This is a genomic window from Natrinema marinum (genome assembly GCF_024296685.1).
GTDB lineage: Archaea > Halobacteriota > Halobacteria > Halobacteriales > Natrialbaceae > Natrinema > Natrinema marinum.
In genome coordinates, this window is sequence record NZ_CP100763.1 from 3155523 (window position 1) to 3168091 (window position 12569).

Below are 12569 nucleotides of genomic sequence, written 5' to 3' on the forward strand. Positions count from 1 at the left end.
TCAGTTACGCGGTCTGCTCGTCGGTTTCGGTCGACTCGGCCGTCCCATCGGCACCCGCGTCATCGCTCGTCGCGGACTGCTCGCTGCCGTCGCTGCCGTCGTCACTCCCGTCGCCGGAGACGATGTCGCTGACGGCGTCTCCGAGCGAGCCGGTCAGGTCGCCCTCGAGGAACGACGAGATCCGGTCGTGGATCTCTGAGACGTGGTCGGGCACCTGCTCGGGGAGGTCGGTGGGAACGCGGTCGACCGGGTTCTCCGGAACGCGGTCCGAGACCGCGTCGGGCACCTGTGCGGGGAGGTCGATTGCCGGGCCCCGTTCACCTGCGTTCTCCGCGCCGTCGGCGGCAGCGCTGCCGTTTTCGGTTCGGGAGTCGCTGTCGTTCGCGTGTCGCGCGTCGCTGTGGTTCGCGTGCTGTTCGGCGTCGGTCGAGTTCGCGTCGACGGTCGCGGGTGCGTTGCCGGGAGCTGCGGCGGCGAAGCCGGTCGCGGCGACCAGCAGCGCGCACACAGCTGCGATCAGTGTCGTTCGTTTCATAGCTCGCAGTCGGTCCTGGGTCGCCGGATCGACTTGAAGGGGGGCAGCCGTGACCTCGGTTTGCTTCCGTTTGCGGCCATTTGACGGACGTTTGAACGGGTTTGTGGCCGGTTTGGTGCGCATCGACGGCGGCTCGCGGCCAGGGCGAACCGACCCCTGTCGCTGCGGTGCGAACCCGGGCGCGGCCGACGCTGCGCGCGCCTCGTCCGCGCCCTCGAGTCCGCGCTGATCTGCCCTCGAGCCCGGACCCCGATCGCCGAGCGCTGACGACCGGCAGCGCGGGGACACAACGGATATGAGCCGGCTCGGCGATCGCTACGGTATGGTCACGACTGCCGAAATCGTGCTGTTCGACGGCTTCGACGAACTCGACGCGATCGGCCCCTACGAGGTCCTCGAGAACGGATCGCAGGCCGGTGCGGCCCTCGAGACGCGGCTGGTCACGCTCGAGGAACCGCGGAACGACGAACTCGTGACGGCGAGTCACGGCCTTCGCGTGGAATCTGAGGGAACGCTCGGCGAGCCGGATCTCCTGCTCGTTCCCGGCGGCGGCTGGACCAGCGAGGACGCCGGCGTCCGAGCCGCGGTCGAGGACAGCCCGCTGCCCGCGGCCGTCGAAAAGCGCCACATCGCGGGCACGACGGTCGCCTCGGTCTGTACCGGCGCGATGGTGCTCGCCGAGGCGGGGCTGCTCGAGGGCCGGCCCGCGACCACCCACGCTGTCGCGCGGGACGACCTCGCGGCCGCCGGCGCGGATCTCGCCGACGCGCGCGTCGTCGACGACGGCGGTATCCTCACCGCCGGCGGGGTCACCTCGGGGATCGATCTGGCGCTGTGGCTGCTCGAGCGCGAGTTCGGCGCGGACGTGGCCGACGCGGTCGCGACGGGGATGGAGTACGAGCGACGTGGCGAGGTCGTCGCGTGACCGTCGTCGAACGCCGACGCGGCCGAGTCCCGCTGCCGCGTGCCAAACGGCTATACGCGGCCGTCGAATAGCCCGACGCACATGCCTGCTGTGCTGTTCGATATGGACGGCGTGCTCGTCGACAGCGAGGACTACTGGGTCGACTTCCAGCGCGAGGATCTCCTCCCCGAGGCCGTCCCCGACGAGACCGTCGATCTCGCCGAGACGAGCGGGATGAACTTCCGCGAGATTTACGACTACCTCGAGGCCGAGTACGGCACCGCGATCAGCCGCGAAGAGTGGATCCGGCGGTTCGACGAGGCTGCCGAGGGGATCTATACCGAGCGCGCCGACGCGCTCGACGGCCTCCACGATCTGCTGGCCGACCTCGAGGACCGCGGCGTCGCGACGGCGCTGGTCTCTTCCTCACCGCACGACTGGATCGAGATGGTCCTCGAGCGCTTCGACCTCGAGGGCGCGTTCGACCGGGTCATCAGCGCCGACGATATCGACGCCGCGAGCAAGCCTGCGCCCGATGTCTTCGAGTACGCGGCCGACGAACTCGGCGTTTCGACCGAGGAGTGTGTCGTGGTCGAGGACTCGGAAAACGGGATCGAAGCGGGCGCTCGAGCGGGTGCGATCGTCGTCGCCTACCGGATCGACGCCCACGGCGATATCGATCGCTCGCCGGCCGACGAGGTCGTAGACTCGCCCGCGGAGCTTCGAGAGGCCGTGCTCGAACTGGTCGAACGGGCGTAGCGGGTCGCCGTCTCTCCGCGGCGCTATCGCACGTCGACCGTCCGGCTCGCCTCGATCGGCAACAGCGGCTCTTCGGGGAAGGCCACGCTGACGGTAAACTCGAGTTCAGCCGCGTCGGCACCGAAGACGCCGATCGGGAGGGTCTCGGCGTCGCGCAGGTAGGTGTTCGTGCTCGTCATCTCCACGCCGTTGACGGTCACGCGAATCCCGGCGCGGGCCGGTTCCCCGACGTTTCGTACCGTGACCTCGCAGACGTCGTTTTCCCCCGTCGCGATCGAGTCGGGGAACTGTCCCCACTCGAGGTCGATCGAGGGCAGCGATTGGGCGCCCTCGTAGACGCGCTCGGCGACGCCCTCCGAGAGCCCGGCGTCGACGAGGCCCGTGACGCCCGCGCCGACGATGTCGCCGGGGGTCGCCAGTCCCTCTTTGGCGAGTTTGCTCGCTCGGCCTGGCCCGACGCCGTCGATGGCGGTCAGCCCGACCGCGTCCTCGGCGACGCCGTTCTCGATGCGGGCCTCGACCCGGCGCGCGAGGTTCGCGGCGTGGGGGCCCACGAACCGGTCGAGGAAGGCCCCGAGCGCCGAGAGGAGCCGCGTCGCGTTCTGCCGGATGACCCAGGCGTCGCTGCGCAGTTCCGCCGGCGTGGAGCCGCTGGCCGCCCCGCGGAGGATCGCGAGTACTTTCCGCTCGCCCGCGTCGAGATCCGTCGTCTCCTCGCCGACCAACACGGCGTTGACCGCCTCGCGCTCGTCCTGACGGGCCGAGACCGAGTCGAACTCCTCGGCGGTCGCGACCGCCTCGAGGACGTCGCCGGTCGTGAGCGTCGCTTCGTCTTCCGCGATGCGATCGCACAGCGCGGCGAAGCGGGCCGCGGTGTCGAGGCGCAGGTAGTACTTGGAGGTCAGGACGCCCCGCGGCGTGGCCTCGATCGAGAGGTCTTCGCCGGTCTCGACGAACCCGCGGTCGACCAGCCCCTCGAGGCAGTCGCGGACCCGCTGGCGCAGGTTCGGGAAGTCGTAGTCGTCGGGTTTCGACTGGCCGCGGACGTAGTAGAACGTCGTCTCGAGCCAGTCCATCACGTCCTCGAGATCGGTGATGGTCCCCATCGCGATCTCGGCGTTGAGGTGGGTCTCTAAGCTCTCGGCGAGGCGGGACTCGATCTCCTTGCCGTCCCGGAGCAGCCGCCGGTACTTATCCGCCTCGGCCGAGTCACAGACGACCCAGCCGTAGCCGACGTCGTCGTAGCCCGGGCGACCCGCGCGACCGAGCATCTGGAGCACGTCCAGCGGACTCATATCGACCTCGCCCTCGAGCGGGTCGTGGAGCTTCGTATCGCGGATCACCACGCAGCGGGCGGGCAGGTTGACGCCCCAGGCCAGCGTCGAGGTCGAGAAGAGCAGTTCGACGTGGCCCGCTTTGAACCACTCCTCGATGAGGTCACGGTCGTTCTTCGAGAGCCCAGCGTGGTGGAAGGCGACGCCGTCTAACACCGAGTTCCGCAGCGTGTCGTTCTCGAGTTCCTTCGATTCAGTATGGAAATCGTAGTCGCCGCGAGCGCCCATCGGGATATCGCGCTCGGCGATCTCGTCTCTGGCCTTCTTGGCGGCGCGGACGGTGTCCTGGCGCGAGGAGACGAACACCAGCGACTGGCCGTCTTCTCGGAGGTGGGGTTCGGCGAGGTCGAGCGCCCGATAGAGGCGGCGGTACTTGTCCGCGAAGGAGTTCTCGCCGTGCGTGTAGGTCTTGACGCCGGCGTTGAGTTCGACGGGGCGGTACTCCTCGCCGAACTCGAAGGTGTTCGCCGCCGGGGCGTCGAGCCACGCCGCCACGTCGTCGACGTTGGGCATCGTGGCCGACAGCGCGACGATACGGGGTTCACAGAGCCGCCGCAGCCGGGAGATCGTCACCTCGAGCACCGAGCCCCGGCGGTCGGCGTCTAACAGGTGGACCTCGTCGATGACGCAGACGTCGATGTCGGTGACGAAGTCGTAGCGTCTCGAGTCGTGTTTGCGGGTCGCCGAGTCGAGTTTTTCGGGGGTCATCACGAGGATGTCTGCCCGACGCGCGCGCCGCGGGTTCAGGTCGCGCTCGCCGGTGACGACGTAGACGGAGTAATCCAGCCCCTCGAAGCGGTCCCAGTCGTCTTCCTTCTCGTTGGTCAGCGCCCGCATCGGCGCGATAAACAGCGCCGTCCCACCCTCGGCCAGCGTCTTACAGATCGCCAGTTCGGCGAGCGCGGTCTTCCCCGAGGCCGTCGGTGCGCTCGCGACCACGTTCTCCTCGGTCTCGAGCAGTGCGGGCACGGCCTCGCGTTGCATCCGGTTGAACTCCTCGAAGGCAAAGGCGTCGGCGAATTCGGGGAGAACCTCGGCGACCTCCATCACACGGAAACGGGGGGTGCCGGGTCAAAGGCGTTTCCCTCGAGTCCCGGCGCGTTCATCGTGTGCTCGTCGATCGCCGCGCACTCACCGCGTCGCGACCGCGATCGCGGCTGCGAGGACCGCGCCGGCGGTGGCGAACACGAGCGGGTACAGCACGCCGCCGAGGACGATAGCGGGGAGCGTCTCCGGGGCGGTCGAGGTGCTCGCTTCGATTCCGAACGCGGACCCGCTGGCGCTCGCCTCGGTGACGAACGCGCCGAGGCCCACGACCGCGCCGTAGCCGATCGTTACCGGCGCGCCGGCGACGACGGCCTCGCCGAGATCGGTCGCGTTCCATCGGACCGCCAGCAGGCCGCCGGCCGCGAGCAACACGAGCGGCGGGAGCACGAGCAGGCCAACGCCCGCGCTTTCCGACTGAGCGATGAGGTCGAGGGTGCTCGACCCGCCGAGCGAGCCGACCTGGCTGCTGGCCCGGACGTCGACCAGATGGGCCTCGTAGAAGTACCAGGCGACCCCCTTCCACGTCGCGACGTCGTCACCGAAGATATCGCGGACCTCGCCGCTGACGAGCAGGTAGGTCACGAGGTAGCCGACCGCGGCGGCCAGGACGCCGGCCCCGCACTCGCCGCGAGACTCGAGCGACGCGTCGCTGGGATCCGATCCGATGCGGACAGGTTCGAAGCCATTGTGTCGGCCTCGAATCACACTTGATCTTATGTGTCTTGTGGTCTGACCGCTATCCGTTCAAACGGTTGACCGATCGGGAGCGACGTTCTCGAGCTGGTCGCTGAGCCGGCTACTCGCTCGTTCGGGCTGGGGAACGCGTTCGAAGGTCAGCTCCGGGTCGCCCGACCCGGCGGTGTAGACGGTGAGGTCGCCGTAGCCCAAGAGGCGGCCGATCCCGCTCTGGCTGAGACTGGTGTTCTGGACGCGCTCGAGGCGGAACTGGGTGACGTCTCTCGAGACAACCCCTCGCTTCTTGTAGAGTTCCGAGGAGGTGATGACGTAGCGGGTGTTCGTCCAGACCAGGTAGCGCCCGAGCGCGATCGCCGCACCGACGACCGCGACGAGGACGCCGAGCAGGGTCAGGAGACCGACGCCGTCGGTCCCGCTCCAGCCGGCGACGAGCATCCCGGCGAGCGCGATCCCGACTCCGACCGGAAGTTTGCTCCCCATCGTGATTGGGTGGGGACGGCTCTCCCAGATGACGCTCTCGTCGTCGCTGATGTGGAACCAGTCGGGCGTCGAGCCAAAGGCCATCGGCCCCGCCTATTCCACACCTCTCCGTAAAGCTATCGGGGTAACGGGGTGGTTAATCCCGATACTGCGGAGAGTCAGGCGGACTAACGGCACAGCTCGATCGGCTCGATGCGGAGCCGGTGGGGCGGGCGCGAGGCGACGGAGGGTGGTCGGTCGCGACTAACGACCGACACGGTTTTTCACCGCAGGGCCCGAGACACGACTATGAGCCGCGCGCGAAAGCCCGACTGGCTGAAGAGTCGGCCGCCGTCGGGGCGGGAGTTCGCCGGCATCCGAGAGACGCTGCGCGAGCACGACCTCCACACCGTCTGCGAGGAGGCCAACTGCCCCAACCTCGGCGAGTGCTGGTCGGGACGGGCCGGTCCCGGCGGGGGCGGCGAGTCAGACACCGGCGGCGGGACGGCCACCTTCATGCTGCTGGGTGACCGCTGCTCTCGCGCCTGCAACTTCTGTGACGTCCGGACCGGCGGGATGGAGCCCCTCGACCCGGACGAGCCGGAAAACGTCGCGAGCGCCGTCGCCGAGATCGGGCTGGACTACGTCGTCCTCACGAGCGTCGACCGCGACGACCTCCCCGATCAGGGCGCGGGCCACTTCGCCGAGACGATCCGCGAGATCAAGGCCCGCCATCCCGGCATCCTCGTCGAAGTGCTGATTCCCGACTTTCGGGGCGAAGAACGGCTCGTCCGGAAGATCATCGACGCCGAACCCGACGTGATCGCCCACAACGTCGAGACCGTCGAGCGCCTGCAGTTTCCCGTCCGCGACCGCCGCGCCGGCTACGAGCAGAGCCTCTCGGTGCTCGAGCAGGTAGAGCGCGAATCGGAGATCTACACGAAGACCTCGATCATGCTCGGCCACGGCGAGTACGACCACGAGGTCTACCGCACGCTGGCCGATCTGCGCGAGCGCGGCGTCGACATCGTCACCCTCGGGCAGTATCTACGCCCTTCGCGGGATCACCTCGAGGTCCAGCGCTACGACCATCCGCACAAGTACGAGACGTGGCGACGCGTCGCCGAGGAGGAGTTAGGGTTCCTCTATTGTGCGAGCGGCCCGATGGTGCGCTCGTCGTACAAGGCCGGCGAACTGTTCGTCGACGCCGTGTTGCGAGAGGGCAAGACCGTTGCGGAAGCGAGGGCCGACGCGCACCGATCGGCGCCTCGACAGACCGAGTCCTGAGAGGCGGTCTTCGTTCGAACGACTTCGGTTCGGACTCGTTGTACTTCTCTTTCGTCCAGTCTCGCTTCTGAAATGGAGACAGAATACGACGGCCATCAAAAAATGCCTATTTTCGGCCGATCATGTCCAGTACTGTCGCGTATCGCCCGATAGTTCCACGGCTGTGAGGCAATACTCTCACCAATAGTAAACTATTTTGGGAAACTCCTTTACGGTGAGCGATAGTTTGGTAGTGTATGTACAGGTGGGTCTCCCCGTGAGTACGTTACAGCGCGATCCCGACGAGCGAGTACAGGTACTCGACGACGCCGGTCGGGTTCGCGAGGGTGCCGACGTGCCCGACCTCACCGAGGACGAACTCCTCGAGATGTACGAGCAGATGCGCCTCGTGCGTCGCTTCGACGAACGGGCCGTCAGCCTCCAGCGCCAGGGGCGGATGGGGACCTATCCGCCGCTGTCGGGCCAGGAGGGCGCACAGGTCGGCAGCGCCCACGCCTTAGACGCCGAGGACTGGGTGTTCCCCAGCTACCGCGAGCACGGCGTCGGGCTGGTTCGCGGGCTCTCCTTGGAGCGCACCCTGCTCTACTGGATGGGCCACGAGCAGGGCAACTACATCCCCGAGGACGTCAACATGTTCTCGGTCGCCGTCCCGATCGCGACCCAGATCCCCCATGCGACGGGCGCGGCCTGGGCGTCGAAGCTCAAAGGTGAGGAGAAGGCGTTCGTCTGTTACTTCGGCGACGGCGCGACTTCGGAGGGCGACTTCCACGAGGGGCTGAACTTCGCCGGCGTCTTCGATACGCCGAACGTCTTCTTCTGTAACAACAACCAGTGGGCCATCTCGGTGCCGCGCGAGCGCCAGACGGCGAGCGCAACCCTCGCTCAGAAGGCAACCGCGTACGGCTTCGAGGGGGTTCAGGTCGACGGGATGGATCCGCTCGCGGTGTACAAAGTCACCCGCGAGGCCGTCGAGAAGGCGAAAGATCCCGGCCCCGGCGAACTACGACCGACGCTGATCGAGGCTGTCCAGTACCGCTTTGGCGCGCACACGACCGCGGACGATCCCTCCGTCTACCGCGACGACGAGGAGGTCGAACGCTGGAAGGGGAAAGATCCGATCCCGCGCCTCGAGACCTACCTCCGGTCGAACGGGATCCTTGACGACGAGCGGGTCGATGCGATCGAATCGCGGATCGAGGACGACGTGGCCGACGCGATCGAGGCCGCGGAGTCGTCGGAACGTCCGGAGCCCGAAGAGATCTTCGCGCACGTCTACGAGGGGATGCCGCGACGGTTGCAAAAGCAACTCGAGTACTTCGAATCGATCCGCGAGGACCACGGCGACGACGCGCTTCTGGAGTGATACCATGGCAGCAAAATCACCCTCTGAGAGTCTCACGCTGGTACAGGCGGTACAGGACGGGTTGCAAACCGAAATGGAACGCGACGAGGACGTCGTGGTCATGGGCGAAGACGTCGGCCGGAACGGCGGCGTCTTCCGCGCGACCGAAGGGCTGTACGACGAGTTCGGCGAGAACCGGGTGATCGATACGCCTCTCGCCGAGTCCGGGATCGTCGGGACGGCGATCGGGATGGCCGCCTACGGCATGCGGCCGGTGCCCGAAATCCAGTTCATGGGCTTCATCTACCCCGCATTCGACCAGATCGTCTCGCACGCCGCGCGCTTGCGGACGCGCTCGCGTGGACGATTCACGTGCCCGCTGGTTATCCGCGCCCCCTACGGCGGCGGTATTCGCGCGCCCGAACACCACTCCGAGTCGACGGAGGCGATGTTCGTCCACCAGCCCGGACTGAAGGTCGTCATCCCGTCGACGCCGTACGATACCAAGGGGCTACTCACCAGCGCCATCCGGAGCCCGGACCCGGTGCTCTTCCTCGAGCCGAAGCTCATCTACCGGGCGTTCCGCGAGGAGGTACCCGAGGAATCCTACGAGGTGCCGATCGGCGAGGCGGCCGTCCGCCGCGAGGGGTCGGACATCTCGGTCTACACGTGGGGCGCGATGACCCGACCGACGCTCGAGGCCGCGGAGAACCTCGCCGAGGAGGGGATCGACGCGGAGGTCGTCGACCTGCGGACGGTCTCGCCGTTAGACGAGGAGACGATCGTCGACTCCTTCAAGAAGACGGGCCGCGCGGCCGTCGTCCACGAAGCTCCGAAGACGGGCGGACTGGGCGCGGAGATCACCGCCACCTTACAGGAGGAGGCGCTGCTCTACCAGGAAGCGCCGGTCGAGCGGATCACGGGCTTCGACACGCCCTTCCCGCTGTACGCGCTCGAGGACTACTACCTGCCCGAGGCGGCGCGCATCGAGGACGGCATCCGGGACGCGGTGGGGTTCTGAGATGGTCCGGGAGTTCGAACTGCCGGACGTCGGCGAGGGGGTCGCGGAGGGCGAACTGGTCTCGTGGCTGGTCGAGGCGGGCGACGCGGTCTCGGAGGACCAGCCGGTCGCCGAGGTCGAGACCGACAAGGCGCTCGTCGAAGTGCCCGCACCGGTCGACGGTACGGTGCGCGAACTACACGTCGAAGAGGGAGAGGTGGTGCCGGTCGGGACGGTGATCATCTCGTTCGACGTCGAAGGCGAGGAGAGCGAGGAGCGTGGCGCCTCGGAAAGCGCGAACGGCGAAGCCGTGAGCGAGGGCGAGGCGGAGCCGAGCGGACCGGCGGGCGGCGGCGACGAGTCGACCGCGGATTCCGGCGCGACGGGGTCCGATACCGAGACAGTCGCGCCGCCCGATGACCGAGTCTTCGCACCGCCCCGCGTCCGCCGGATGGCACGCGCGGAGGGGATCGACCTCTCTCGAATCGAGGGCAGCGGTCCCGGCGGTCGGATCACTGCGGCCGACGTTCGAGCAGCGGCGAGCGCCGCGGTCGACGACGCGGCGGCTCAGTCCCGGCCGCAGACTGTGGAGTCCGGTGTGGTTGACTCTGGCTCGGCCGACTCGAGCGAGGCCGCTGCCGGCAAAGACACCGCTACGGGCGCGAGCGCCGATGCCGAGGCGGCCTCGAGGCCGCAGCGGACCGAACTGGCGGCGGCCGAGTCCGCCGACCGCGACAGGACGCTTGCCGCCCCCGCGACCCGGCGGATCGCCGAGGAGGCGGGAATCGACATCGACGCCGTCCCCGCGGACGGGACGCGCGACGGCGAGGCGTTCGTCACGCCGGAGGCGGTTCACGAGTACGCCGAGGCACAGCGTCGAGCCCAGGAGGCGGACAGAGAGGCGATCGAAGCCGACGGACGGGCCGAGACGAAGGGAACGGACTTCGCCGAGGGCGAGCGCGAACGCCGCGAACCGTTCCGCGGGGTCCGCAAGACGATCGCCGACGCGATGGTCGAGTCGAAATACAGCGCGCCCCACGTCACGCATTACGACGAGGTCGACGTGACCGCACTCGTCGAGGCCCGCGAGGAACTCGCGCCCCGCGCCGAGGAACGCGGCATTCGGCTGACCTACATGCCCTTTATTCTGAAAGCCGTCGTGGCGGCGCTGAAGGAGTTCCCCGAGATGAACGCGGTCATCGACGAGGACAACGAGGAGATCGTCTACCGCGACTACTACAACGTCGGCATCGCGACCGCGACCGACGTCGGACTGATGGTGCCGGTCCTCGCGGACGCCGATCGGAAGGGCCTCTTGCAGCTCTCCTCCGAGATGAACGAACTCGTCCAGAAGGCCCGCGACCGGACGATCAGCCCCGACGAACTGCGGGGCTCGACGTTCACGGTCACGAACGTCGGCGGCATCGGCGGCGAGTACGCCACGCCGATCCTCAACTACCCCGAGGCGGGGATTCTGGCGATCGGCGAAATCAAGCGCAAGCCACGCGTGGTGACCGACGACGACGGCGACGAATTGATCGAGCCGCGGTCGGTGCTGACTCTGTCGCTGTCGTTCGATCACCGACTGATCGACGGGGCCGTCGGCGCGCGGTTTACGAACACTGTCATGGAGTACCTCGAGAACCCGAGCTTCCTACTGCTCGAGTGATGGCGGATCGCCGGTAGGGCTGTTCCGACGTATGTTGATGGCGGCGGTACGCCCCTCCGTCGGTGTCGATCCCGTCGCCGTCTCGACGGGATACCGCGTCGGTTTCGCGAGCGAGCCGGCTGCCTTCGCTGGTCCGTGGATCTGGGCGGTCGGCCAACTCGGCGAAGAACCGCGTTCCGTCTTCGAGCGGTTCGCGCAGCACGTACCGTCGGAGTGCGGTCTGGTCGCGTTTGGCGCGTTCAGGGTCCGCTTTCACGACAACAGTAACCGTGCTGTCAGCGAAGCGGAGGTATCACGCCGTCGGGTGCGTCGCCGACGTCCAACGGCTGTCAGAACCGATCACTGCATTCGTAGCAATTGGGCGTGCAGCGTTGACCCCACCTCGAGGACTGGTTCGGCGTCGTCGTCCTGCTGTGCTGGCTGGTCGTGCCCGTCGCGATCGGCTACTATCGGTTCCGCCGAACGGATCTGTGAGCCGCGACCGCGGACCGACTTCAGATAGTAGTAGTTAGCAACACTGTCTTGGTCTGCAGGACGTTCCTGAGACCGAGACGACGACGGTAAGTCCGTGCGCGAATGTCGCACGAACTTTGGTATGATCTGCAAAGGTCGAGATCGATTAGTACGGATCTACAGTTACTAGAGTCGTGACCAGAATGTATGGGTACTGATAAAAATGACGTGCTGAAATGATGGGTCGTTCACCTGGATTATTTGCTATGTGATTCCTTTTACCATCTATGGAGGTATAAACAGAGGAGACCATTAATTATATCGTGGTGTATAAGAAAATACTATCATGGTGGATACCTCGAATGTACGCCTTTTCACAATGGCACTGGTTTCCGCACTCCTAAGTCTCGTCATTTATGGCGTAGTATACAAATTTTATAAACCGAATGATGGCGGGCTGTTAACACTGATAATCGCCGTTGGGGTCTTTTCAATACTGGCGTTTGTCGATGGTTATCTAGAAAGTGATTAATGTTCAAAATAAACATGCTGCTAAGGGGTTGACACCTTTACATATAGAGGAGGATTGCGATTCGGCGGCTGATGGCATATTGAAGACCCATCAGCACACTTTTCAATACATTTAGGGATCTGTGTGTTTATCTGACCCTATGAGCTACTTCCACACACATATCGACCATCAACATTTTCTATACCCAACCCATCGCCGTAACATTCGTTGACGCCACTTCCACCATCCGGAAGAGCACCGATGGTAGTCTCTGGATACTCAGTAAACGCACCATATGGACCACCCGCATACGTCATTTTTCTTTTTCTGGTAGAGAGCACTAACATATCTCCCCAGGGGTTGGTGGTTTCGTCGAACTTTTCTTTTTTATTACCATCATCACTTCAAAACCACCCAATGTTTTCAGCCCATCCATTACTGGATATATTAACAACTTCATCTCCTTCGGTGTCCCTCTTTACCTACCGTGCTTTACAGGGATTATTTTGCAGAGTAGAGCCGGCTACTATCTACTGTTCACAGTACCAAGTCGAGCGGCGGAGCGGTGCGATC

At 65.9% G+C, this 12569-nt stretch carries 9 protein-coding genes and 2 pseudogenes; 7 read left to right on the forward strand and 4 right to left on the reverse strand.

Annotated features, from left to right (window positions below; genetic code table 11):
• Positions 1 to 4 precede the first annotated feature (4 nt).
• The gene (locus NKH51_RS15685; protein WP_254762611.1) at positions 5 to 535 is read right to left on the reverse strand and encodes a hypothetical protein; all 531 of its coding nucleotides are present in this window, start codon (positions 533 to 535) and stop codon (positions 5 to 7) included.
• A gap of 322 nt (positions 536 to 857) precedes the next feature.
• On the opposite strand from NKH51_RS15685, the gene NKH51_RS15690 reads away from it, so the two are divergent.
• Together NKH51_RS15690 and NKH51_RS15695 are read left to right on the forward strand one after the other, a co-directional pair.
• Positions 858 to 1460 (forward strand): DJ-1/PfpI family protein, encoded by a 603-nt coding sequence (locus tag NKH51_RS15690; RefSeq protein WP_254762612.1) that lies wholly within the window; start codon positions 858 to 860, stop codon positions 1458 to 1460.
• Positions 1461 to 1541: 81 nt separating this feature from the next.
• Positions 1542 to 2198 (forward strand): HAD family hydrolase, encoded by a 657-nt coding sequence (locus tag NKH51_RS15695; protein WP_254762613.1) that lies wholly within the window; start codon positions 1542 to 1544, stop codon positions 2196 to 2198.
• A gap of 23 nt (positions 2199 to 2221) precedes the next feature.
• Here NKH51_RS15695 and NKH51_RS15700 read toward each other — a convergent pair whose 3' ends face one another.
• From NKH51_RS15700 to NKH51_RS15710, 3 genes and pseudogenes are all read right to left on the reverse strand, one after another.
• Positions 2222 to 4579, reverse strand: coding sequence for a DEAD/DEAH box helicase (locus NKH51_RS15700; protein WP_254762614.1), 2358 nt, complete (start codon positions 4577 to 4579; stop codon positions 2222 to 2224).
• A gap of 84 nt (positions 4580 to 4663) precedes the next feature.
• Positions 4664 to 5265, reverse strand: a pseudogene (locus NKH51_RS15705) (DUF7978 family protein).
• 58 nt (positions 5266 to 5323) lie between these two features.
• Positions 5324 to 5839 (reverse strand): PH domain-containing protein, encoded by a 516-nt coding sequence (locus NKH51_RS15710; protein ID WP_254762615.1) that lies wholly within the window; start codon positions 5837 to 5839, stop codon positions 5324 to 5326.
• Between the two features lie 108 nt (positions 5840 to 5947).
• On the opposite strand from NKH51_RS15710, the gene lipA reads away from it, so the two are divergent.
• From lipA to NKH51_RS15735, 5 genes and pseudogenes are all read left to right on the forward strand, one after another.
• Complete coding sequence (lipA, locus tag NKH51_RS15715) at positions 5948 to 7021, forward strand: lipoyl synthase (RefSeq protein WP_256527482.1); 1074 nt, start codon at positions 5948 to 5950, stop codon at positions 7019 to 7021.
• A 256-nt stretch (positions 7022 to 7277) separates the two neighbouring features.
• Positions 7278 to 8384, forward strand: coding sequence for a pyruvate dehydrogenase (acetyl-transferring) E1 component subunit alpha (gene pdhA / locus NKH51_RS15720; protein WP_254762617.1), 1107 nt, complete (start codon positions 7278 to 7280; stop codon positions 8382 to 8384).
• A 4-nt stretch (positions 8385 to 8388) separates the two neighbouring features.
• Positions 8389 to 9384: an alpha-ketoacid dehydrogenase subunit beta gene (locus NKH51_RS15725; protein ID WP_254762618.1), complete on the forward strand. Its 996-nt coding sequence runs from the start codon at positions 8389 to 8391 to the stop codon at positions 9382 to 9384.
• Between the two features lies 1 nt (position 9385).
• Positions 9386 to 11032, forward strand: coding sequence for a dihydrolipoamide acetyltransferase family protein (locus tag NKH51_RS15730; RefSeq protein ID WP_254762619.1), 1647 nt, complete (start codon positions 9386 to 9388; stop codon positions 11030 to 11032).
• Between the two features lie 378 nt (positions 11033 to 11410).
• Positions 11411 to 11506: pseudogene (locus NKH51_RS15735) on the forward strand (ABC transporter permease subunit); the annotation flags it as partial.
• Positions 11507 to 12569: the final 1063 nt, after the last annotated feature.